Below are 21,288 nucleotides of genomic sequence, written 5' to 3'. Positions count from 1 at the left end.
GGCGGACAGGCGCTGCGACCATTGCGGGGCCGAGCTGCCGCCGTCGCGTTTGTTCTATCATGTGCGTGTAGAGTTGGTCTCCGGGTTCGACGGCATGCTGCCCGAGACCGACCCTGAGGCCGATCTCGTGGCTGCGGTCCGCAGGCTGGCCGACGATCCGCGCACCGCGCACGAGCTCGAGAACGAGGTCTGCCAGCGCATCGAGATGCTGCTGTGCCTGCGCTGCCGACTCGAGCTGGCCGATCGATTGATGCTTTACGGCTCCGGCGGAGAATCGCATCGCCCGCCGGGCAGTCTGACGCAATAACGCTGGAGCGCGATGCCGATTTACGACTTCGAATGCACGTCCTGCGGAAATTGTTTCGAGACGCTGCTGCGCGCCTCGGACCCGGCTCCGACTTGCGAGCACTGCAAGGCTCCGGCACGACGGCTGCCCAGCCTGTGCAGCCATCACAGCGCAACTGCGGGCGGCGCAACCACGGGCGGCTCCGGATCGAGCTGCTCGGGGTGCACGTCCAACAACTGCTCAAATTGTAGGTAGGAAGATGACGCCACAACAAGGCAGAAAGCTGGCGGCGCTGATCGTGGTCGCCGGCATATTCCTGGCGCTGATGCTCTACTTCGCAACTCCCAGCGAGGAGCAGCGCGTCAAGCGCGTGCTCGAACACGCGGCGGACGCTGTGCAGGACGAGGACTTCGACCGGCTGACCGAGTTGTTCAGCGACGACTTCACCGACGACACCGGCATCTCGCGCGAGAATTGGGAGAGGGTCGTGCGCACCGGGCTCAAGGTCTACAGCGACATCGAGATCGACGTCTCGGCGGTGCGCATCGAGATCGACGGCGACCAGGCGAGGATCACCTTTAACGCCACGGCCCAAGGAACCTACGTGCCCAGCCTGTTGCGCGGCGGCATGCCGCAGGTCGACGCCGGACGCACGGCGAACGTCGGATTGCTGCTCGAACGACGCGACGATCAGTGGATCGTGGTGCGAGCCCAACATTTGCCGCTGGACTTCATCCCCCAGGAAGCGTTGGAGTTTCTCAGATGACGCAGCGTTTCCGCGGACTGGCATTGGCATTGGGCGGCGGCGCCGCCAGGGGGCTGGCGCACCTGGGCGTGCTGCGTATCCTCCAAGAGGAGGGGATCAAAGTCGACATGATTGTCGGCACCAGCGCCGGGAGCGTTGTCGGCGCGGCGTTTAGCCTGACCCCGCAGGTGGATAAAGTGCTGCAAAAGTTCCGCAGCTTCTTCGCCTCGAGCGAATTCCGTAACGCGCGAATTCACAACATGCGGCGCGGCGGCGAGCTGGACGATGAAGACGGGTTCTGGGATTCGATCGGCTTCTACCTCAAACGCGGCCTGGCCTACACCCGCTCGGTGACCGACCGCTCGATCCTCAGCTGGGAGGATCTCTCGGCCTATTTGGCGGGGATCATCGATCCGCAGGCGACGTTCGAGGATTGCCGGATACCGTTTTGCGCCGTGGCCACCGACCTGCGCAACGGGTCCGAGGCGCTGCTTGAGCAGGGTTCGGTGTTCTACTCAGTGGCCGCCAGCTCTTCGATTCCCGGCTTTTTTCCGCCGGTAACCCTCGATGGGCGCGAGCTGATCGACGGCGGCACGACCTCGATGGTCCCGGTGAGTGCGGCCCGGCGGCTGGGGGCCAGCAGAGTGATCGCGGTCGACGTCTCGGCCGATCTTTCGACTGTCGCGCCGACCAAACGTTCGCTGGAGGTGATCTATCGCGCCAACGAGATCGCCAAGTACGCCCTGCGCAACCAGGAGCTGGACAGGGCCGACCTGGTGCTCAGACCCGAGGTGGGAGGCATCCACTGGGCCGACTTCGGCCGGATCGAGGACTACATCGAGGCCGGCGAACGCGAGGCGCTGCTACACCTTGCGCAGGTACGCAAGCTGCGCCGACGCAGTCGGCTGCTACTGCCGTTCAAAGGTCGAATCCGCGGACGCGGCGTCCCCCCCACCCCTGTTTGACATGCCCGAGAGCATCCGATAGCTTCGATGATCCGAGGACTGGATTACGTGAACAAGCTCGTTTTCGCATTGATTATTACGCTACTGGCACTGACGGCGGGCTGCGAGCCCGCGCCGCCGCCGGTGGTCCAGCCGCTGATGCCGCCCGCGCCGGGTCTGGACGACCTGGAGGCGCGGATCATCGACGTCGCCGGATTCGTCGCGCCCTCCGTGGTGCTGGTGCGCACGCGCCACATTCAGCAGGTCGCGATCGAGCAGCCCGGATCCGTGGCCTTGCAGACCGGCAGCGCTTCGGCGTTGCGCCTGGGCTCGGGCATGGCGATCGACCCCCAGGGGCTGATCCTGACCACCGCGCATCAGGTCGAGGGCAACCTGGCGACGTTTGTCGAGCTGCCCGACGGCCGCGAGCTGCCCGCCGAGCTTGTGGGCATCGACGAGCTTTGCGATTTGGCGCTGCTAAAGGTCGACGCGGGAGAGGAACTGCCCGTTCCCGATTTGGCCGGAAGCGTGACGCCCCAGCCGGGACGCTGGGTGGTGGGCGTGGGCGGGATACTCTCCGGCGGACGCAGCATGGCTCACGGCGTGGTGCTCGCCTCGGGCCGGTTGCCCGAGGGGTACGATGGTTACGAAACCTTTATCCAGACCAACATCGCGGTGATCGACGAGCTGGCCGGCGGGCCGCTGCTGACCCTCGACGGCCGCGTGATCGGGCTGCTGACCAGATTGGGTACGCGCCAGGGTGTGGGCTACGCCGTGCCGCTGGATACGTGTAGGTGGGTCGCGGCTCAGCTCGCCTCCGGCGGTAAAGTCCGCCGTTCGTTCCTTGGGCTCTCCGGCTCAAGCCTTACTCCGGGCCAGGCGCGGGCGCGAGGCAAGCAGCGCGGCGGCGCGGTAATGGTAACCGAGGCGCGGCCGGGAACACCGGCGGCTAAAGCGGGAATTATTCCCGGCGACATGCTGACCGCGGTGAACTCCGAGCCGATCGACGACTTCCATTCGCTGCAGCGGCTGATCTCGCGCATCCCGCCCTACTCCGAGGTGCAGATCGAGCTGGTGCGCCACGGTCAGCCCAACGAGCTTAATGCTCGTCTGCTGCCCGCGCCGGACGACTACCGGCTCTACGAATCGCAGTGGCCGCAGGGCACCGAGGCCTTGATCGGGATCAGCGTAGTGGCAATGCCCGAGGGACTGGACCAAAGCGGCGGCGTGATGGTCGTAAAGATCGATCCGGCCACCGTGCAGCAGGCCGTGGACCTGCAGGTGGGCGACGTGATCGAAAAGGCCGATGGCTTTCCGATCAACCGGCCCGAGCAGCTGGCCACGCTGTTGTGGAGCCGCGCGCCGGGCACCAGCGTGCTGTTTGAGAGCGTGCGCGACGGCGAGCGGCGGATGGTCGCGGTGGAGGTCAAATGACCATCGACAATCCTTCCAAGGCGCGCGAGCTGGCGCGGGGCATCGTCTCGGACATCCTGCTCTACAACGGTCCCAGGGTGCGCAGCGGCATCCGCCGCGACAATCTGTTCGAGGCGCTGGCCGACGAGATCGCCCAGGGTCGCAAGTTCTACGCCTCGCAGACGGCGCGTTCGATCAACGACTCGCACAACTTCTTTAACGACGCCCTGGTCGACCTGCTACTGGCGGCCAACGGCGACATCCCATCGGACATCTGGTGAAAACAACACGCATCACACTTTGGCGCATTCTGCTCGCTATCGCCCTAACCGCGCTGCTGCTGGCAGCCTGCGCGGATAGCGGCGACGACGATGATGATGATGACGACGACCAGGACGACGACATCGACGACGACGATGACGACGACTACAGTGCGCCGCAGATCTCGGAGTTGATCACCTACCCCGAGCAGGTGCCACAGGGCGGCGCGCTGAACTTCGTGATCCATTTCGTTGATCCCGATGCCGACCTGATCGGCGGATCGATTCACGCGGCAGTGGATACGGTGGAGCGCGAGCCGGTGACGATCATCCACGAGGAGCGCGGCGAGGGCGAGCTGATGTCCAATGTGCTGCCGGCCGAGGACGCGCAACCTGGTGAGCATCTACTAGCCGTCTGGATCGTCGACGCCGCGGGTAACCAAAGCAACGTACTCGAGGCGACGTTCGAGGTGGCCCCGGCCAACCGCACACCCTCGATCAGCAACCTGCGCTTCGATCCCAACCCGGTGTGCAATCTGGTGGGCAGCACCAGCACGATGCTGGTCGATTTCGCCGATCTCGACGGCAATCTCGGCGGTGGGATGATTCTGGTCATCATCGATGAAGGAAGCATTAATCCGTTCATCATCTCCCCGGATCTGGAACAGACCGAGGGAACTCTGGAGCTTGAGGTAACCCTGACCGAAACCGCGCCCGCGGAGTCGTCGTCACAGTTCAGCGTACAGGTCGCCGACGCCCTGGGAGCGGTGAGCAACCAACTCGAGGCCGAACTGCTGATGCGCGCTACGGCCTGCGAATAGGATTCTGAAAATGGCAAAGAGCAAACAAAAAGCCGACGAACTGCTGAAGAAGTACACCCACGAAACCGCCAGCGCCTGGGATCTGCTGGGCCGCGCCGGAATCGACAAGGCCCATAGCCTTGCCAAGGATTACGTCTCGTTCCTCGACGCGTCCAAGACCGAGCGGCTGGCCGCGCGCCGGGTGGCCGAGATTTTGGATCAGGCCGGATTTACGCGTCTGGACAAATCCTCCGGGAGCGGCAAGGTCTATCAGGTCTACCGCGACAAGTGCGTGCTCGCCGCGCGGATCGATGGCAAGAGCCTGGATCGAATGCTGATGGTCGGCGCGCACATCGACTCGCCGCGCCTCGATCTCAAGGGCAATCCGCTGTACGAGGAGTCGAACCTCGGTCTGTTCAAGACCCACTACTACGGCGGAATTAAAAAGTACCAATGGATGGCGCGACCGCTGGCGCTGCAAGGCGTGGTGCTGCTGGCCAACGGCGATGCGGTCGAGGTCAGCATCGGCGACGAGCCGGGCGAACCAGTGCTGTGCGTCAGTGATCTGCTGCCGCACCTGAGCCAGGACCAGAACCGCCAGCGCGTACCCGAGGCGTTCCCCGCTGAGAAACTCAACCTGATCGTAGGCCACGCGCCCTACCCCGATTGCACGGGCAAAGACCGCATCAAGCTCGCGGTGCTCGCGCTGCTCAACGAGCGCTACGGCATGGTCGAGGAGGACCTGATCAGCGCCGAGCTCGAGGCCGTGCCCGCGGGCAAGGCCGTGGACGTTGGATTCGACGGCGAGCTGATCGGCGGCTATGGGCACGACGACCGCTGCTGCGCCTACACCGGTCTGCGCGCACTGATCGACGCCAAGCGCTCGGGCCGCAACATCGCCACGCTGCTGTTCGACAAGGAGGAGATCGGTTCCGAGGGCAACACCGGTGCCCAGGGTCGTTTCTGGCTCGAGTTCCTCGGCGAGCTGCTGCGGATCAAGGGCGGGGACGATTCCGAGCGCGGACTGCGCCGACTGCTGGCGGCCTCCGAGGTGCTCTCGGCCGATGTGACGGCAGCCCTCGATCCGGGTTGGCCCGAAGTCCACGATAAGCGCAACGCCGCGCTGATCGGCAACGGCGTGGTGCTGACCAAGTACACCGGCTCGCGCGGCAAGTCCGGCGCGTCGGACGCCTCGGCCGAGTTCCTGGGCAAGGTGCGGCGGATCCTCAATACCGGCAAAGTCCCCTGGCAGGCGGCGGGCATGGGACGCGTCGACCTCGGGGGCGGCGGCACGATCGCCAAGTTCGTGGCGCTGCACGGCCCGGAGGTGCTCGACTGCGGCCCGGCGCTGCTCTCGATGCACAGCCCGTTCGAGCTGGTGAGCAAGGCCGACCTCTACGCCACCTACCAGGCGTACCGCACGTTCTTCGAGCGGGGCTGAGCGCCGATGACCGACAACTGGCTCTCCGAACGATTCCACCGCATGCGGCGTCTGCCACCCTACGTCTTCTCCGAGGTAGTGCAGCAGATGATGGCCGCACGCCGCGCCGGCGACGACATCATCAACCTCGGAATGGGCAACCCCGACGGCTCCACGCCGCCGCACATTGTCGAGCGGCTGGTCGAGGCCGTGCGTGAAACCAAGAACCACCGCTACTCGATGAGCAAGGGGATCCCCGGCCTGCGCAACCAAATCGCGGAGCACTACTCCGAGCGCTACGACGTAGATATCGACCCCGAGCACGAGGCGATCGTCACCATTGGCTCCAAGGAAGGGCTGGCGCACCTGGTGCTGGCCTGCATCGGACCCGAGGACGTAGTGTTCGTGCCCAACCCAACCTACCCGATCCACATCTACTCGGTGGGCATCGCCGGCGGCAACATCCGCTCGGTGCCGATCGGCCCGGACCGCGACTTCTTCGCCGACCTGCTCGAGGCCGGCCGCACTACCTGGCCCAAGCCCAAGGCGCTGATCTTCAGCTTCCCGCACAACCCGACCGCGGCGATGGTCGACCTCGAGTTCTTCGAACGGCTGGTCGATTGGGCGCGGCGCAACCAGGTGATGCTGATCCACGATTTCGCCTACGCTGATCTGATGTTCGAGGGCCGGGCTCCGAGCCTGATGCAGGTGCCCGGGGCCAAGGACGTGGGCGTGGAGTTCTACTCGCTGTCCAAGAGTTACAACATGCCCGGCTGGCGCGTGGGCTTCGCCGTGGGCAACAAGCAGATGATCGCGGCCCTGGGCCGCATGAAGAGCTACCTGGATTACGGAGTATTTCAGCCGATCCAGATCGCGGCAGTGATCGCGTTGCGCTCCGACCCCGAGGTGACGCGCGGGATCGTCGAGACCTATCGCTCGCGGCGCGACGCGCTGTGCGACGGGCTGGTGCGCGCCGGTTGGCCGGTGGATAAGCCGCGCGGCACGATGTTCGTCTGGGCTCAGATTCCCGAGCAGTACCGCGACGAGGGTTCGCTGGCCTTTTGCAAACGGCTGGTGGCCGAGGCCAAAGTGGCGGCCAGCCCGGGCATCGGCTTCGGCGAGTTCGGCGAGGGCTACGTGCGCTTCGCCCTGGTCGAAAACGAACCACGAATCAAACAGGCTGTGCGCGGCATTCGCAAAATGCTCGGCGCGGAAGTTGAATAGACCTTGTCCCCAGCCGCGACGCGGCTACAATGTGTGCACAATACAAATGTTTCCAGGCTCGATAAGGAGTGACCATGGACATCTATCTTGATACCGCCGATCTGGAGCAGCTACGGGCAGGCGCGAGCTACGGCGTGATCGACGGCGTGACCACCAACCCCTCGCTGGTGGCCAAGACCGGCATGCCCTTTGCCGAAATCGTACCCAAAATTTTAGAGATCGTCGACGGCCCGATCAGCTTCGAGGTGCTCTCCACCGACTGCGATGGCATCGTGGCCGAAGGACGCAAGCTCGCCGCGGTCCACGAGAACGTCGTGGTCAAGGTGCCGATCATCCGCGAGGGGATCAAGGCGATCAAGCAGCTGGCATCCGAAGGGATCAAGGTCAACGCTACGCTGTGCTTCCAGCCGCTGCAGGCGCTGCTGGTGGCCAAAGCCGGCGCCGCTTACGTCAGCCCGTTCATCGGCCGACTGGACGACATCTCCACCGACGGGATGGAGCTGATCGAGCAAATCGTGCAGATGTACGCGAACTACGACATGGCAACGCAGGTGATCGTGGCCTCGGTGCGCCACCCGCTGCACATACAGCAGGCCGCGCTGATCGGCGCAGACATCTGCACCGTGCCCTATTCGGTGTTCGACAAGATGTTCAATCACCCGCTGACCGACCTCGGCCTCGAGCGCTTCCTGGCCGACGCCGAGAAGATCCCCAAGTAATCGATCATCCGAGACCGCAATAAAAAAGCCCCCGCCGATCGGCGGGGGCTTTTATTTTACAGCATGAATAAGTCCGGGCTAGATCACGGCCTTGCGGGTCTGGCGTTTGGTCTTCTTGATCTTCTTGCGCAAAATGTTGAGCTGCTTGCGGTCGGCCTCGGGGCGGATCTTTTCCTTCTCCTCGCGTAGCGCCTTCTGCTGCTTCTTCAACACCGAGGTGTCGACGCGTTTCTTTTTTTCGACATCAATCACGATGCCGAAGTGCGCGGCGAGCTCGTGGATCAGCTCGGTCTTGCTCATCCCGGTGACACCGGAGATGGTCTCGACTTTCAGCGCCTCTTCGCGCAGTTTGGGAACGGTCAATTTGAGCAGCTGATCTTTTTGCACAAGCGCCTCCGTGGGTTCAGAGCTTTACCGGCCCCTAGGACCGGGCGCAGATTGTAATCAGCATGCCCGGCGCTGTCAACGCTGATCCGCAGCTTTATCCTGATATGCCGAGGAACAAGGGGGATAAATATTGTAATTACAATATTTGAGCAAACGCTCGCGGGGGCGGCTTCGAGCCGGGGCATGGCTCGCAGATTTCCCTGGTCGTCTAGCGTCGACCCATGCCGCGACGCGGGGCGGAGCGTTGGGTCGTGCTGCGCAAGTTTTGCGGGCACCTCACAAGGTGCCCCCCGGCGAGCCTACACACAAAGATCGATTTGTCGACCTTTGCCTACCCCCAAAATCTTTCGTCGCGGGGAGGCCCATTGTAATAGGACCAGCGTACTGCGCGTGTTTGGCCGCACCTCAAAGCTGCCGTCGCGGAGAAGGTCGTTGCACTACGACCCTGGTCCGCTCGCGAGTTTTGCGGGCACCTCAAAGGTGCCCCCAGGCGAGCCTACACACAAAGATCGATTTATCGACCTTTGCCTACCCCCAAAATCTTTCGTCGCGGGGAGGCCCATTGTAATAGGACCAGCGTACTGCGCGTGTTTGGCCGCGGCGCCAAGCCGCCTAGTGCAGGTAGCCCAGCGACCTGAGGCGCTCCAGGGTCTGCGCGTCCGCGCCCGGCGGCGCCTGGCACTCCACGCGCGCATAGCTGCGCGGCGGTTTGGGCGGGTAAGCGGCCAGCCGCTGCTCGCTGAACGCCTGGCTGAGCACGCGGCCGGTCATGGTGTCGGCCGGAGCCAGGCCCATGGCATAGAGCGCGGTGGGCGCGACATCCTCGAGGCGTGCACCCTCGATCGTGCGGCCGGGCATGATCCCCGGCCCGGCAAAAACCACTATCCCCGGGTTTGCCTCGCCGTGATTGGCAAGAAAACGCGGGTAGCGCTCCCACTGCGCCATCTGCTCATGGGGCTTTGCCTCGAGCACCGCGCGCCACGGATCGAGCGGCTGCAGTACGATCCGCTCACCATCACGCTGCACTTTTGAGTACAACGCCTCGGGCCCCTGGCGCGGCAGACTCTGCTCCAAGGCGTCGGCCCAAGCTGCGTACTGCGCCGCATCGACGTTGCCGGGCCTGATCTCGATCGAGCCGTACTCGACTTCCAGCGGCAGCTCGACACCGCGCAGCTCGATCCAGGGACGCCGCAAGGTTTTGCGCTCATACCGCACATCGAGCGTCCCGGCCTCGATGCGGCAGGCCTGTTGACCGGGCTCGATGGATTCGCAACCCAGGGCCTGCAACATGGCCCATCCCGGCCGCAGCTCGTAGCGCAGGTCGAGAATCCCCTGTCCGTGGTCGCTGACCAGCACCAGGGTCGCCTGCTCTGGCAGACGATCCCAGACGTAGCCCAGCACGGCATCGATACCGACGGCGGTCTGTTCTATGCGCTGCGCCATCGCCCGCAGCATTGCGGCGGATGGCTCGGACGGCGCGGCCCCGGGACGCGCGGCAACGAACCCGTGCAGGTTGTAATGGCAGGCTACGTCGAGACTGTCGATGATCGTGAAGAACAAATCGGGCAGCCGCTCGGTGGCCAAATAGGCCTTGACGTCGCTGCGGTTGAGTTCGGCGAATCCTTGGGGCATCGCGGCTGACAGGCCCTCGGGGAGCTGTGCGTTGTAAAGCTCGATCTCGTTCTGCGGCCACTTGAGCATGCCCCAATAGCTGCCGCGCTTGTCGGGCAATCCCATGCCGAAGTAGGCCTGCACCACGCCCACCGAGCGCCCGCGGTCCAGGGCGATCTCCCACAGCGGCGGCACCTTGAGCCGCGAGCTGAGCTGCGGGTCCAGGGCCGTCTGATAGCCCACGCCGTGGCGGTCACGCGATGCGCCGCAGGCGATGGTCGACCAGGAGATCGGCGAGTAGCCCACGTCGGTTTCCAAAAACCCGTACGCTCCGCAGGCCAAAATACGCGCCAGATTGGGCAGCTCGCCGCGCGCCAGTAGCGGCCCAAGCACCTGCCAGTCCGCGCCGTCGATCCCCAGCACCACCAATGGACCGCCGGGCTTGCCCGCAATCGCCTGGCCGGGACGCAATTGCGGCAGCTCACGCACCTCGGGCGCGACCAACGCCCGCGGCCAGTCCGTGGCCGAGACCGCGGCTGCGCGGTTTGCACCGAAGCTCACATCGGGCGCCTCGTGACTGCGTTGAGCTGGAGGTTGTTGCCGGTCGCCGCAAGCCGCAATAAACAGGCACAACAGCAGAAGAACGATCAGCGGCAGCCGAAGAACTGGGTCCACGGCAGTGGGTTTACACATCAGGCGGCCAGCCTCGGCTATTGCAACTGGACGCTGCTGCGGAACATCAGGTTGCCCTTGACGTGCAGATGTTCGTCGATGTTGATCCAGGTCAGCCGACTCTGGTCGAAGTACCAGGTGCGTGCATGGGTCGGATCGGTGGTGTCCAGACCGAAGGTGAGGATATCCTCTTCGTCGTTCGCCACCTCGACGAACTCCACGCCGATGTAGGCGTCGCCCGACTCCAGCGCCTGCTCCAGCTCGGGCTCGCCGTCGAACTCGAAGTTGTACCAAGTACGGCGCTCAATGGTGCCCTCTTCCACAATCTCGCCGCGCCAAATACCGTCGTTGGGCACGTTGGGCACGTTGGGCATCGGCGGAATGCCCGAGGCGCTGGGGTCGAACAGCACGATGGGCCGGTAGCGATCATCGGGAGGCATCTGGTAATCCCAGATGTAATGGCTGAAGGTCAGGAACTGCGCCGGGTAGCTCGGCGGGGTGAAACGCACCACCAGGCAGTCGCCGGCGCGCTGCACGCCGTAATACGAATCGGGCAGCAGGTCGTCATCATAAGCCAAGGCCACGGTGCCGCGCACGTGGAACACCTGGGGCGCGTCCTGGCCGCCAGCGGGCCAGTACGATTCGTTGAGCGCATCGTCCCAGGCTTTGACAAAGTAGCGGATCGTGGACCCCGCTTCCTGGCCCGGGATCTGTCCGCGATAGCCGTCGGCGCCGAATTTGGTCATCCAGAAATCCTGGAAGCCCTGGCCCAGATCGTAATAAAGCCGCACGCCCGCGACTCTGACGTTGTCCGTGATCCGCGCTTCCACCGGATAGGGGCCGGTCTGGTCGTCGGTATTTCCAAGCTCGGTCACCGTACGCATCGTCGGCGGCTCACCGTCGCCGCCCGAGTCGTCGTCGCCGGAATCATCGTCATCGTCGCTGTCGTCCTCATCGTCGCCTCCGCCGTCTTCGCAGGCAAAAGACGCGAGGAGTACCAGAGCCGGTACGAGCAGCAGCAACAGCAGGCATCGTAGACGCATCAATCCAACCTCTCGCGGTTCGTCATGCGCCCCGATTATACACCAGCGCGGCTGCGCAGCCTGTGGCCGAATACAAACAGGGCCGGACGAACGCCCGGCCCCGCGGATCAGCCTGAAATGTTTGGGCTCGCTACAGCTGCTCGAAGCGCGCCTGGAAAAAGCGCAGATACTGCGGCTCGTAGACCATCTTCAGCCCGCGGATCAGCTCGCGGTTCCAGAAGACCTCCTCGCAGCTCTCGGCCACCACGTCCATGTGCGCCTGGGTGTAGACCCGGCGCGGCAGCGTCAACCGCACCAGCTCGAGCTTGGGATAGTTGTGGTCGCCGGTCTCGGGGTTGCGTCCGGCGCTGACCACACCACGTTCCATGGCGCGTACGCCGGAGTCGAGATAAAGCTCCGCTGCCAGCGCCTGGGCCGGGAACTGGTCCTGGGGTAAATGCGGCAGCAAGCGCTTGGCGTCGAGGTAGATCGCGTGGCTGCCGATGGGCTCGACGATCGGCACGCCCGCGTCGAGCAGCTTCTGGCCCAAATACTGGGTCTGCCCGATGCGCGCGCGGATGTGGTCGAACTCCACCGACTCGACGATGCCGCGCGCCAACGCCTCCATGTCGCGGCCGGCCATGCCGCCGTAGGTGTGCAGCCCCTCGTAGATCACGACCATGTTGCGCGCGCGGTCGAACAGCTCCTCGTCGTTGACCGCCAGGAAGCCGCCGATGTTGACCAGGCAGTCCTTCTTGGCGCTGATCGTGCACCCGTCGGTGTAGGAGCAGATCTTCTTCAGGATCTGGGCGATCGTCAGCTCCTCGAAGCCCGGCTCACGCTGTTTGATAAAGTAGGCGTTCTCCACGGTGCGCGTGGCGTCGAGCATGATTTTAATTCCGTGCTCTTTACACAATGCGCTGAGCTGCTGGAGGTTCCCCATGCTGAACGGCTGGCCGCCGGCCATGTTGACGTTACCCTCGAGGCAGACGTAGGAGATGCGCTCGGCGCCGTACTCGTCGATCAGCCGTTGCAGCTTATCCAGGTCGACGTTCCCCTTGAACGGGTGCTGGCTTTGCGGGTCGTGGGCCTCGTCGATGATGATGTCCGCGAACTTTCCGCCGGCCAGCTCCTGATGCAGCTTGGTTGTGGTGAAGTACATGTTGCCCGGGACCACGTCGCCGGGCTTGATCATCAACTGGCTGAGGATGTGTTCGGCCCCACGCCCCTGGTGGGTGGGCACCACGTACTTGTAGCCGTAGTAGTGGCGCACGGCCTCGACCATGTTGTAGAAGTTCTTGGACCCGGCGTAGGCCTCGTCGCCAAGCATCATTCCGGCCCACTGGTTGTCCGACATCGCCGAGGTTCCCGAGTCGGTCAGCAGATCGATGTACACATCGTCCGAGCGCAGCAAAAACGTATTGTAGCCCGCCTCGATCAAGCTCTTTGCGCGAGACTCGCGGGTGGTCATTTTGATTGGTTCGACAACCTTGATCTTGAACGGCTCGGCCCAGGAACGTTTCTGGCGCGTGCGCCGCTTAGGTTGGTCTTGGCTATTGCTCATTTATTCCTCCTGGTCGAATCCGCGGCGAAACGGCCGCAGACGATCTTCGGTTCCAATTCCTGCTCGGTCATTCCCTGCGCCTGCTCGATGGTGACGAACAGATCTTTGGTCACTCCCATGCCGCGGGGCTTGTTGCGTCGCTCGTGGGCCGTGGGGCACAGCGAGATCGCCTCGATAAAGGCGAACCCCTCGTGATCCAGGGCGGCGGCGATGGTCTCGATCAGCTCTCGGCGATGGCCGACGTACCAACGGGCGACAAAGCGCGCGCCCGCCGCGAGCACCAGTTTGCACAGGTCGAACGGCGGCTCCTCGTTGCCCCAGGGCGTGGTCAGCGTGATGTGACCCAACGGCGTGGTCGCTGCGACCTGACCGCCGGTCATACCGTAGATAAAGTTGTTGGCGCAGATCGCGACGATCGGCACGTCGCGCCGGGCGGCGTGGATCAGATGGTTGCCGCCGATGCTCGCCAGGTCGCCGTCACCCGAGATGACCATCACCCGCCGCTGCGGCGCGGCGAGTTTGACGCCCGTGGCAAAGGCGATCGGTCGGCCGTGGGTAGTGTGCAGGGTGTCGGCCTTGAAATGCGGGCTGGGAATCCAGGAAGCGCAGCCAATGCCCGAGACGAACGTCGTGTCGCGCAGCTTGAGCCCCTTGAGCCGGTAGGCCTCGAAAATCGCGGTCATCAGCGGCACGTGTCCGCAGCCGGGGCAGAACGTGGTGGGGAACGCCTCGGGCCGTAGCTCCTCGGGGTACTGGGTCAGCAGCCTTTCGCTCATAGCGCCTCCGCCGCGGCGAGCACCTCGCTGGGAGTTATCGCCTCGCCATCGTGCCGCAGGTGCGCGGTCACACGCGGGCCGTTGCGCAGCAGCCGCTCGACCTCGAGTACGATCTGTCCGCAGTTGGCCTCAACCACCAGTACCTGATCGGCCTTGGCCGCCGCGGCTTGCAGCTGCTGCTCGGGAAACGGCCAGAGCGTGTCGAGTTTGAGCAGGCCCGCGTCGCGTCCCTGGTCGAGCAGCCGGGTCAGCGCCTGCCTTGCAGCGCGCGCCGAGCCGCCGTACGAGACCAGCAGCAGCTTGGGCTGCGCTTCGCCGAAGTGCTGTGTGCGTACGATCTCGTCGCGACCGCGTTCGAACTTCTCGTGCAGCCGCCAGCTTACGCGCGCTTGGACCTCGGCGCTGGATGCCATGCGCAGGCCGCGGGCATCGTGGGTCGAGCCGGTAATCAGCAGATCCTCGCCATCGCCGAACTTGGGCATCGATGGCACCAGGCTCGGGTGGTCGGTGTCGAACGGCGGCTCGCCCGGCGCGTAATAGCGCTGCCAGATCTCGACCTGTTCGGGGAACACGCAGTTCTCGCGCAGATGCCCGACGATCTCGTCGGCCATCAGCAGCACCGGCGTGCGAAACGCCTCGGCCAGGTTGAAGGCGCGGATGGTGAAGTCGATCAGTTCCTGCACCGATGAGGGAGCCAGCGCGATGCAGGGGAAACCGCCGTGCCCACCCCAGCGCGCCTGCATCACATCACCCTGCGCCGGACGTGTGGCCTGGCCTGTGGACGGCCCCACGCGCTGGACGTTGACCAGCAGCAGCGGGGTTTCGGTCATCGTGGCGTAACCCAGGTTCTCGATCATCAGGCTCAGGCCGGGGCCCGAGGTGGCGGTCATCGCCTTGGCGCCGGTCCAGGCCGCGCCGATCACCGCGGCGATCGAGCCCAACTCGTCCTCCATCTGCACGAAGCGGCCGTCCAGAGTGTGGAAGCGCTCGATCATGCGGCGCATGATCTCGCTCGATGGAGTGATCGGGTAGCCGGCGAAAAAGCGGCAACCGGCGATTACCGCGGCATCTGCGATGGCCTCGTTACCCTGAATGAACGCCGGTCCCCCGGGTAACGGGCTGTTTTCAATCTGCTTGGTGGCTCTGATAGACATTGTTGCTCAACGCCTGAGTGGCTGCGGGACTCAAAGGTTACTCCGCACGGTTTTCGCGCGCAACCTGAGGTCAAATCTTACTGCAAAGTCGTGCCGCAGGCTATCCCGAATTCTTCACCAACAGTGTCTTCGTCCGCATTCTTGATGAAGGCTAGACAAAGCATGCCTGTCCAGACAACTAAGTCTCGCACCTGATCCGCGATATACTTTTTTAGTTGATCGACCGTGGGAGTATTTCGATGAGAAAACAAATCCGCTGGATTCTACCGCTGCTGATAATTGCCGCCGTGCTGGTCAGCGTCGGCCTGCATCGCGCTGCACAGGACAACGCCGCAGCAGGGAAAAACGAGCTTAGCGCTAAGGTCGTAACCGTGATAGACGGCGATACATTCAACGCTCGCATTGACGAACACGGACGGATCGAGCGCGTACGCGTAATCGGAATCGACACTCCGGAATTGGCCCGCGCCGGGAGTCCGGACCAGCCCTATGCCCAGAAGGCCAAGCAGCAGGCCCGCACTCTGCTTTCAAGCAGGCGCGTGCTGCTGCGTCTGGATCGGGCCAACGAGCAGCGCAGCCACCGCGATAAATACGGCCGACTGCTGGCCCATGTGGAGCTGCCCGACGGCAGTGACTTTTCCGAACTGATGATCGAGCAGGGACTGGCCGAGGTCATCCGTCACTTTGACTACGACCAGCAGCTCAAGCAGCACTATCTCGAGGTCGAGCAGCAGGCCCGCGATAGGGAAATCGGCATCTGGGCGAACCAGCACCATTGAAGTGCGGTAAAACACGCGAGCGGACTAAGCACGTTGCTCCACGATATTTTCCGCGTCGCGGAGTGGATCGTTGGTCAACGACCAGCGTAATACGCGAGATTTGTGCCGGCTCAAAGCCGGGCTAGCTTGCGCTGATTCCACCGTCGGCCACGATCGCGGTGCCGGTTATGTACGAGCTCAGCGGAGAGACGAGCACGGCCGCCAGTCGGCCGATCTCATCGGGATCGGCAAAGCGTCGCAGGGGAATCATCTTGCGAAAGCGCTCCTTGCGCTGCTCGTCGCCCAGCAGCGAGTCGAGCATCGCGGTCTGCACGTAGCCTGGGCACAGGGCGTTGACCCTGATTCCGTGGCGCGCCCACTCCACGGCCAGGGACTTAGCGAGCATCACCATCCCGGCCTTGCTCGCGTGGTACGGGGCGTTGCGCGGCATGGCCACGAACGCGCCCACCGAGGCGATCAGCAGGATGCTGCCGCCGCTGTCCTCGATCATCGTCCGACCCGCGGCGCGGCAAAGCCGGAAGCACGACCCCAGGTTGGTGTCGAGCACCGCGGCGTAGTCCTCGTCCGAGGTCTCGAGCGTGGCCTTGTGGCGTTCGACGCCCGCGGCGTGCACCAGGATCTGCGGACCGCCCAGACCCGCCTGGGTGCGCTGCACCATGGATTCGGCGGCCTCGGGCTCGCGCAGGTCGGCCTGCACTACCAGCGCCCGCTGTCCGAGCGCCTCGATCTGCGTGGCCACGGCCTCGAGCTGCGCCGCGCTACGCGCGCCCAGCGCCACGTCGGCGCCGCAGCGCGCCAGGCTCAGGGCGATGGCAGCGCCGATGCCGCGTCCAGCGCCGCTGACCAGCGCGACCTGTCCGGAAAGGTCGACCTCGATGCTCACGGTTCGAGATACCTCTCGACGCTAAACACCGCCTGGGCACCGTCGCCCACTGCGGTCACCAGCTGACGTTGGGTCTTGGAACGAATGTCGCCCGCAGCGAATACGCCGGGGATCGACGTGGCGAGCTGCTGGTCGGTAAGAATGAAGCGCCCCTCGTCCAGCTTGAGCCCCAGCGGCTGGGCGCAGGCGATGTTAGGCAGCAAACCGATGAACATGAACACGCCGGGCAGCTCCAGCTCGGACTGCTCGTCGGTCTTGACGTTGCGCAGGCGCAGTCCGCTGACTCCGCTGTTGTCGCCGAGCACGGCCAGCGGCACGCTGTCCCAGTGGATCTCGATCTTCTCCGATGCTTTGGCGCGCTCGCCCAGAGCCGGCACTGCGCGCAGGGCGTCGCGGCGATGGATCACGTGCACCCGCGAGCAGAATTTGGTCAGAAACAGCGCCTCTTGGATCGCCGAGTCGCCGCCGCCGATCACGGCCACCTGCTTGCCGCGGTAGAGCGGGCCGTCGCATGTGGCGCAGGTCGAGACGCCGCGGCCGAAGAACTCGGCCTCGCCGCTGATGCCCAGCATCCGCGGCTGGGTACCCATCGCCAGAATCACGCTACGTGCGTGCAGGGTCTTGCCCGAGCCGTGGATCTCAAATCCGTCGTCGGCCCGCTGCACGGCCTCGACGTCGATGCTCTCGATGTTCACGCCAAATTTGAGCGCCTGTTCGCGCATCTTGGCCGCGAGGTCCGCGCCCATTATCCCCTCTGGAAATCCGGGGTAGTTCTCGACCAACTCGGTGGCCGCGATCTGGCCGCCGGGAATCATTCGCTCGAGCAGCACGCCGTTAATTCCGCCGCGGCCGGCGTAGATCGCAGCCGTCAGTCCGGCGGGGCCGGCACCGATTATTACGCTGTCATACAAGTCCATCCGTATCTCCCGATCGAATAGAAAGTTGTGGAACGCTCTTTTAAATAGCCATCGCCCCCGGGCTTGTCAATCGACGCGGACTGCGGCTCCCTTGACAGCTTTGAAACCGGCGGTACAATCGCAACGTTTATTCACCCTTTTAAAGGTAGCTGCTCGATGAGCGAAGTGACGACCCGAACCTACCACCGCGAACACCCTGATCATCGCGCGCTGAGCGAGGCGGTGGGTGTGCTAAGACGCGGAGGGATCGTGGTCCATCCCACGGACAGCACCTACGCGCTGTCGGTGAGCATCGACAACTCCAAGGGCATCGACAAGCTCTACCAGATCAAACGTAAAAGCATCTCGCGTCCGCTGTCGATTTTGGTGCCCAACCTGCCGATGATCGCCGAGTACGCCAACCTGCACGACGAGGCCTACCGCGCGATCAAGTGCCTGCTGCCCGGACCGTTCACCTTCATCCTCGAGGCTAAAAAACCCGCGCCGCGCAAGGTGCTGACCAAGCGCAAAGAGGTCGGTATCCGCGTGCCCGACGAGCCGACCTGCCAGCGGCTGCTGGCGTTTTTGGGCGAGCCGATCCTCTCTACCTCGGCCCGCGACCCTGACGGCGGACTGCTCGCCAGCGTCGGCGAGATCGAGCAGGCGTTCGGCAACGCCATCGACCTGATGCTCAACGTCGGCCTGGTCGAACCCCAGCCGAGCACGATCATCAGCTTTGTCAACGGACCGATGGAGGTCGTGCGCCAGGGCCGGGGCGACCTGGGAATGCTGCTTGGTGACGGCTGTTAGCCAACCAATATTTCATCGATGAAAAAAAACGGGGGACCCAAGCGGGTCCCCCGTCGTGTATCAGCTGCGTTGCGGTTCTAGGGTCGCTCGGTAATCGTTACCGAACAGTAGTTGGAGCCGGTGAACGCGCTCAGCGCGATGCGCGACCAATCGTAGTGGCTCGAGATGTTGATGATGTCCAGCGAGTTGGTTTCATCCAGCGCGTCATCGATCTTCACCATCTGGCCGTTACCATAGCGATTGAGGAAGTGCTTGGACACGGTGTGGCAGTTCATGTAGTAGGCGTAATGCCAATCGTGCTGGATGTGCATCTTCTTAAACCAGCCCTCCTGCACAGTCACGCCGTAGACCGTCTCCTCGGGGCCGAAGGGGTAGGTGCTCTGGATCGGAGGCGGTTTGGGCGGCACAGGAGAGGGAATCTGTCCGGCGATGATGCTCATCGGCACGGCCAGCAGTGCCATCATGATCGATATCAACAGGAGTTTGCGATACATTTTTCTGCCCTTCCGTCGAATGCGTAATCGTATTACGCCTAAATCACGCTAACATAGGGAGGAAAGGCCGGTCAACCGCTTACTCGCTGTCCGACCACACAGGCAGGCGACTAAATTATCACCCCCTCGCAGCGTGCAGTCAAGCCCGAATTATCCATCAGCTTTAGTCAGCGATCTGTACTGCGCGATGTCGGCCGTATGAGAAAACCGAGTCCGACGCAGATCGCACACAGCGCCAGCAGCCACAATCCGAGGCGCGGGAAGCGTCCCAGCAACATTCCCAGGCCCACGCCCAACGGAGATCCGACAAAGCCGACCAGGGCGATGCCCGGCCCCACGGCCCGCAGCCCAAGCTCGGACCACGCGGCATAGAGCGCCACCGAGTAGATCCCGACCGACGCGCTTTGCAGCAGCAGCACGCCCCACAGCGGCGCGTTGTCCGGGGACCAAGCCACCAGCGCCGCGCTCAGGCCGATCAGCAGTCCGCCGAGCGCGGCCAGGCGACGCGACCCGAGCAGCGGCCAGAGCAGCCCCCCAACGATTGCCGCGGCCAGGTGCAGCAACCCATTGAGCAGCCACAGTTCGCGCGGAGATTGGGGCCCCAAGGCCACGCCGCCGCCCAGGGAGGTCAGCACCTGCCACAGCGCGCTGTCGAGTACCACCACCAGCAGCAGCACGGCGATCAGCGAGCGGCCTCCCGGCTCCCGATTGAGCTCGCGCAGTTCCACCTGCGGCAACGATTGCTCCACTGCCAGGGCCGCGAGCAAGCCCACAACCAGACTCAGCACGCAGGCCGCGAGGCACAGGCCGCGCGGATCGTCAGGGAAGACCGCCGTCAGCAAATTAGCAAGCAAATAGGCGATGCCCGCGGCCACGCCCGCTGACCAGCCCAGCCGCGCCGGACGCGTGGCACTGTTTAGCAACCCGAGGATCAGCACGATGTGCACGCCCTGCACGACTCCGAGCGCGGCCAACGGCCACAACAGCTCTGCGCGCGAGTCCGCGGCCAAGCACAACAGTCCGACGATCCCTTCGGCGAGTTGGGCCGTGGCAATCAGCTTGATCTGCGCCGCGAATCCCGGCCGCAGCGCGACGATCGCCCGCGACGCGGCCACGGCGCTCAGCGCTCCGCAGACCACCAGGCAACCAAGCAGCGGCGCCATGCCCCACACGTCCACACCCAACGCGCTTTGGGCCCAGCCCAGCAGGCCGTACTGGTCGAAAACCACGTAGAACGAGAACGCCGCTCCCAACAGCGCCGCCACCGACCATTCGCGACGGTTCATCGTCTGCCCCGCAGCAGGTCCAGGGCCACCAGCGGCAGTCGGCGGGCGAACATCATCGGCACCCGACTGTACTCGGGCTGATCGGTCATGATCTGCGCCACCAGTTCGCCCAGCGTGCGCGAGCGCGCGGCCAGGCTAAAAGCGCGTTCGATGTTCTCCGGCCGGTAGAAGCGCAGGCCCATCTGGGATACGCGCCGCAGCTCGCGGCCAAAGGCGTCGCGCCAGTCATCGTCGAACAGCAACGGACGGTCCTCGATTAATCGTTGCGCCAGCAGCCGCGCGCCCCACAGCGCGTAGAGGATCCCCTCGCCGGTGATCGCGTCGACCCAGCCCGCGGCGTCGCCCAACGCGGCGAAGCGCTCGCCTGAGCAGGGCCGGTCGTAGAGTTCCGGTTCGTGCACGAACGGGATCAGCGCCGACCAGCGCGAGCGAATTTTAATGCCGGGAAAACGCTGATCGATAAAGCGCCGCACTACCCGATCCAGCGAACGCGCCGAGCCCCAGGTGCCCGCGCCCACGCACATCCGGTCCGGCCGCGGGTAGGCCCAGATGTAGCCCGATCCGGGGAGAAACTGGCTGACCGCGCGCGTGGGGTCGTCCGGCGGATCGGTGAGAAATCCAAAACAGGTCGTCAGGTTGCGGCGGCCCAGCGCTCCGAGCACGGACCTGCGCACCAGCGAGCTCGCGCCGTCGGCAGCCACCAGGAAGTCCGCGCGTCGCGGCCGCTCGCCCTTGCCGCAGTGCAGCACCCAGCCATCGCCGTCGCGCCGGACCGCCCTGACCCGCAGACGATGGATCGCCACGCCCGCGTGTTGCCGCGCCAGGTTGAGAAAATGCTTGTTGAAATCAAGGCGCGGCACGATCCACAGCGGTCGCCCGGAGCGAAAGCTCATCTCGATTCCGCGCGGGCTGATGAACACGCCGGTGTCCACTACATTGCGCGGTCCGCCGTAGCTCGCGGCCTCGGGGATCAGCTGGCGCACTTTGGGCGGCACGCCGCCGCCGCAGGGTTTTTCCCACGCGCCGCGCGGTTCGTAGAGGTCCACGCGCGCACCGGCAGCCCCGAGCAAATGCGCCAGGTAGGCGCCCGCCGGACCGCCGCCGACAACGGCGATGGTTCGATCATCCATGGTCGTGGATGTT

23 protein-coding genes are annotated in these 21,288 nt (G+C 64.4%); 12 read left to right on the top strand and 11 right to left on the bottom strand.

What is annotated here, in order from left to right; translation table 11 throughout:
- The first annotated feature begins 49 nt into the window (after positions 1–49).
- The 10 genes from P9M14_01745 to fsa all read left to right on the top strand — a co-directional run bounded on the left by P9M14_01745 (position 50) and on the right by fsa (position 7,811).
- Positions 50–307, top strand: a complete 258-nt coding sequence (locus P9M14_01745; GenBank protein ID MDP8254449.1) for a hypothetical protein — start codon at positions 50–52, stop codon at positions 305–307.
- A 12-nt stretch (positions 308–319) separates the two neighbouring features.
- Entirely contained in the window at positions 320–541 is a 222-nt protein-coding gene (locus P9M14_01740; GenBank protein MDP8254448.1) for a zinc ribbon domain-containing protein, read from the top strand.
- A 4-nt stretch (positions 542–545) separates the two neighbouring features.
- Positions 546–1,052: a nuclear transport factor 2 family protein gene (locus tag P9M14_01735; GenBank protein ID MDP8254447.1), complete on the top strand. Its 507-nt coding sequence runs from the start codon at positions 546–548 to the stop codon at positions 1,050–1,052.
- Complete coding sequence (locus tag P9M14_01730; GenBank protein MDP8254446.1) at positions 1,049–1,996, top strand: patatin-like phospholipase family protein; 948 nt, start codon at positions 1,049–1,051, stop codon at positions 1,994–1,996. The genes P9M14_01735 and P9M14_01730 overlap by 4 nt, the downstream gene beginning before the upstream one ends.
- 27 nt (positions 1,997–2,023) lie before the next feature.
- Positions 2,024–3,409: a PDZ domain-containing protein gene (locus P9M14_01725; protein MDP8254445.1), complete on the top strand. Its 1,386-nt coding sequence runs from the start codon at positions 2,024–2,026 to the stop codon at positions 3,407–3,409.
- The gene (locus P9M14_01720) at positions 3,406–3,669 is read left to right on the top strand and encodes a hypothetical protein (protein MDP8254444.1); all 264 of its coding nucleotides are present in this window, start codon (positions 3,406–3,408) and stop codon (positions 3,667–3,669) included. Before P9M14_01725 ends, P9M14_01720 begins: the two co-directional genes overlap by 4 nt.
- Positions 3,666–4,469 carry a hypothetical protein gene (locus P9M14_01715; protein MDP8254443.1) on the top strand — a complete coding sequence of 268 codons (804 nt, stop codon included), beginning with the start codon at positions 3,666–3,668 and terminating at the stop codon, positions 4,467–4,469. The genes P9M14_01720 and P9M14_01715 overlap by 4 nt, the downstream gene beginning before the upstream one ends.
- Positions 4,470–4,479: 10 nt before the next feature.
- Positions 4,480–5,889, top strand: coding sequence for an aminopeptidase (locus P9M14_01710; protein ID MDP8254442.1), 1,410 nt, complete (start codon positions 4,480–4,482; stop codon positions 5,887–5,889).
- A gap of 6 nt (positions 5,890–5,895) precedes the next feature.
- Positions 5,896–7,092, top strand: coding sequence for an aminotransferase class I/II-fold pyridoxal phosphate-dependent enzyme (locus P9M14_01705; protein MDP8254441.1), 1,197 nt, complete (start codon positions 5,896–5,898; stop codon positions 7,090–7,092).
- A gap of 74 nt (positions 7,093–7,166) precedes the next feature.
- Positions 7,167–7,811, top strand: coding sequence for a fructose-6-phosphate aldolase (gene fsa / locus P9M14_01700; protein MDP8254440.1), 645 nt, complete (start codon positions 7,167–7,169; stop codon positions 7,809–7,811).
- Between the two features lie 78 nt (positions 7,812–7,889).
- Here fsa and P9M14_01695 read toward each other — a convergent pair whose 3' ends face one another.
- The 6 genes from P9M14_01695 to P9M14_01670 all read right to left on the bottom strand — a co-directional run bounded on the left by P9M14_01695 (position 7,890) and on the right by P9M14_01670 (position 14,997).
- Complete coding sequence (locus P9M14_01695) at positions 7,890–8,198, bottom strand: hypothetical protein (protein ID MDP8254439.1); 309 nt, start codon at positions 8,196–8,198, stop codon at positions 7,890–7,892.
- Positions 8,199–8,810: 612 nt separating this feature from the next.
- Entirely contained in the window at positions 8,811–10,502 is a 1,692-nt protein-coding gene (locus tag P9M14_01690) for an alkaline phosphatase family protein (GenBank protein MDP8254438.1), read from the bottom strand.
- A 17-nt stretch (positions 10,503–10,519) separates the two neighbouring features.
- Complete coding sequence (locus tag P9M14_01685) at positions 10,520–11,524, bottom strand: hypothetical protein (GenBank protein MDP8254437.1); 1,005 nt, start codon at positions 11,522–11,524, stop codon at positions 10,520–10,522.
- Between the two features lie 130 nt (positions 11,525–11,654).
- Positions 11,655–13,067, bottom strand: coding sequence for a tyrosine phenol-lyase (locus tag P9M14_01680; GenBank protein MDP8254436.1), 1,413 nt, complete (start codon positions 13,065–13,067; stop codon positions 11,655–11,657).
- Positions 13,064–13,843: a thiamine pyrophosphate-dependent enzyme gene (locus tag P9M14_01675; GenBank protein MDP8254435.1), complete on the bottom strand. Its 780-nt coding sequence runs from the start codon at positions 13,841–13,843 to the stop codon at positions 13,064–13,066. The genes P9M14_01680 and P9M14_01675 overlap by 4 nt, the downstream gene beginning before the upstream one ends.
- Positions 13,840–14,997 (bottom strand): 2-oxoacid:acceptor oxidoreductase subunit alpha, encoded by a 1,158-nt coding sequence (locus P9M14_01670; GenBank protein MDP8254434.1) that lies wholly within the window; start codon positions 14,995–14,997, stop codon positions 13,840–13,842. Before P9M14_01670 ends, P9M14_01675 begins: the two co-directional genes overlap by 4 nt.
- Positions 14,998–15,236: 239 nt before the next feature.
- On the opposite strand from P9M14_01670, the gene P9M14_01665 reads away from it, so the two are divergent.
- Entirely contained in the window at positions 15,237–15,776 is a 540-nt protein-coding gene (locus tag P9M14_01665; GenBank protein ID MDP8254433.1) for a thermonuclease family protein, read from the top strand.
- 121 nt (positions 15,777–15,897) lie between these two features.
- On the opposite strand, the gene P9M14_01660 is transcribed toward P9M14_01665, so the two are convergent.
- Complete coding sequence (locus P9M14_01660; GenBank protein ID MDP8254432.1) at positions 15,898–16,659, bottom strand: SDR family oxidoreductase; 762 nt, start codon at positions 16,657–16,659, stop codon at positions 15,898–15,900.
- Positions 16,656–17,576, bottom strand: a complete 921-nt coding sequence (trxB, locus tag P9M14_01655; protein ID MDP8254431.1) for a thioredoxin-disulfide reductase — start codon at positions 17,574–17,576, stop codon at positions 16,656–16,658. The genes P9M14_01660 and trxB overlap by 4 nt, the downstream gene beginning before the upstream one ends.
- Positions 17,577–17,732: 156 nt before the next feature.
- Between trxB and P9M14_01650 the strand changes: the two genes are divergently transcribed.
- Positions 17,733–18,365: an L-threonylcarbamoyladenylate synthase gene (locus P9M14_01650; GenBank protein MDP8254430.1), complete on the top strand. Its 633-nt coding sequence runs from the start codon at positions 17,733–17,735 to the stop codon at positions 18,363–18,365.
- A gap of 77 nt (positions 18,366–18,442) precedes the next feature.
- On the opposite strand, the gene P9M14_01645 is transcribed toward P9M14_01650, so the two are convergent.
- From P9M14_01645 to P9M14_01635, 3 genes are all read right to left on the bottom strand, one after another.
- A complete protein-coding gene (locus tag P9M14_01645; protein ID MDP8254429.1) occupies positions 18,443–18,859 on the bottom strand; it encodes a hypothetical protein in 417 nt (138 codons plus the stop codon).
- Positions 18,860–19,026: 167 nt separating this feature from the next.
- Positions 19,027–20,145, bottom strand: a complete 1,119-nt coding sequence (locus P9M14_01640; GenBank protein ID MDP8254428.1) for a hypothetical protein — start codon at positions 20,143–20,145, stop codon at positions 19,027–19,029.
- On the bottom strand, positions 20,142–21,275 hold the full coding sequence (locus P9M14_01635; protein ID MDP8254427.1) for an NAD(P)/FAD-dependent oxidoreductase: 1,134 nt from the start codon (positions 21,273–21,275) through the stop codon (positions 20,142–20,144). The genes P9M14_01640 and P9M14_01635 overlap by 4 nt, the downstream gene beginning before the upstream one ends.
- Between the last annotated feature and the right edge of the window lie 13 nt (positions 21,276–21,288).

Origin of the sequence: Candidatus Alcyoniella australis (assembly GCA_030765605.1) — a bacterium.
Lineage (GTDB): Bacteria > Lernaellota > Lernaellaia > JAVCCG01 > Alcyoniellaceae > Alcyoniella > Alcyoniella australis.
This window is presented reverse-complemented; position numbering and strand designations above follow the sequence as displayed.

What these genes read in the sequence shown, in the direction of transcription:
- P9M14_01740 (MDP8254448.1), top strand. Translation starts at nt 320, where the DNA reads ATGCCGATTTACGACTTCGAATGCACGTCCTGCGGAAATTGTTTCGAG.
- P9M14_01735 (MDP8254447.1), top strand. Translation starts at nt 546, where the DNA reads ATGACGCCACAACAAGGCAGAAAGCTGGCGGCGCTGATCGTGGTCGCC.
- P9M14_01730 (MDP8254446.1), top strand. Translation starts at nt 1,049, where the DNA reads ATGACGCAGCGTTTCCGCGGACTGGCATTGGCATTGGGCGGCGGCGCC.
- P9M14_01725 (MDP8254445.1), top strand. Translation starts at nt 2,024, where the DNA reads ATGATCCGAGGACTGGATTACGTGAACAAGCTCGTTTTCGCATTGATT.
- P9M14_01720 (MDP8254444.1), top strand. Translation starts at nt 3,406, where the DNA reads ATGACCATCGACAATCCTTCCAAGGCGCGCGAGCTGGCGCGGGGCATC.
- P9M14_01710 (MDP8254442.1), top strand. Translation starts at nt 4,480, where the DNA reads ATGGCAAAGAGCAAACAAAAAGCCGACGAACTGCTGAAGAAGTACACC.
- P9M14_01705 (MDP8254441.1), top strand. Translation starts at nt 5,896, where the DNA reads ATGACCGACAACTGGCTCTCCGAACGATTCCACCGCATGCGGCGTCTG.
- fsa (MDP8254440.1), top strand. Translation starts at nt 7,167, where the DNA reads ATGGACATCTATCTTGATACCGCCGATCTGGAGCAGCTACGGGCAGGC.
- P9M14_01690 (MDP8254438.1), bottom strand. Translation starts at nt 10,502, where the DNA reads ATGTGTAAACCCACTGCCGTGGACCCAGTTCTTCGGCTGCCGCTGATC.
- P9M14_01685 (MDP8254437.1), bottom strand. Translation starts at nt 11,524, where the DNA reads ATGCGTCTACGATGCCTGCTGTTGCTGCTGCTCGTACCGGCTCTGGTA.
- P9M14_01680 (MDP8254436.1), bottom strand. Translation starts at nt 13,067, where the DNA reads ATGAGCAATAGCCAAGACCAACCTAAGCGGCGCACGCGCCAGAAACGT.
- P9M14_01675 (MDP8254435.1), bottom strand. Translation starts at nt 13,843, where the DNA reads ATGAGCGAAAGGCTGCTGACCCAGTACCCCGAGGAGCTACGGCCCGAG.
- P9M14_01670 (MDP8254434.1), bottom strand. Translation starts at nt 14,997, where the DNA reads ATGTCTATCAGAGCCACCAAGCAGATTGAAAACAGCCCGTTACCCGGG.
- P9M14_01665 (MDP8254433.1), top strand. Translation starts at nt 15,237, where the DNA reads ATGAGAAAACAAATCCGCTGGATTCTACCGCTGCTGATAATTGCCGCC.
- trxB (MDP8254431.1), bottom strand. Translation starts at nt 17,576, where the DNA reads ATGGACTTGTATGACAGCGTAATAATCGGTGCCGGCCCCGCCGGACTG.
- P9M14_01650 (MDP8254430.1), top strand. Translation starts at nt 17,733, where the DNA reads ATGAGCGAAGTGACGACCCGAACCTACCACCGCGAACACCCTGATCAT.
- P9M14_01645 (MDP8254429.1), bottom strand. Translation starts at nt 18,859, where the DNA reads ATGTATCGCAAACTCCTGTTGATATCGATCATGATGGCACTGCTGGCC.
- P9M14_01640 (MDP8254428.1), bottom strand. Translation starts at nt 20,145, where the DNA reads ATGAACCGTCGCGAATGGTCGGTGGCGGCGCTGTTGGGAGCGGCGTTC.
- P9M14_01635 (MDP8254427.1), bottom strand. Translation starts at nt 21,275, where the DNA reads ATGGATGATCGAACCATCGCCGTTGTCGGCGGCGGTCCGGCGGGCGCC.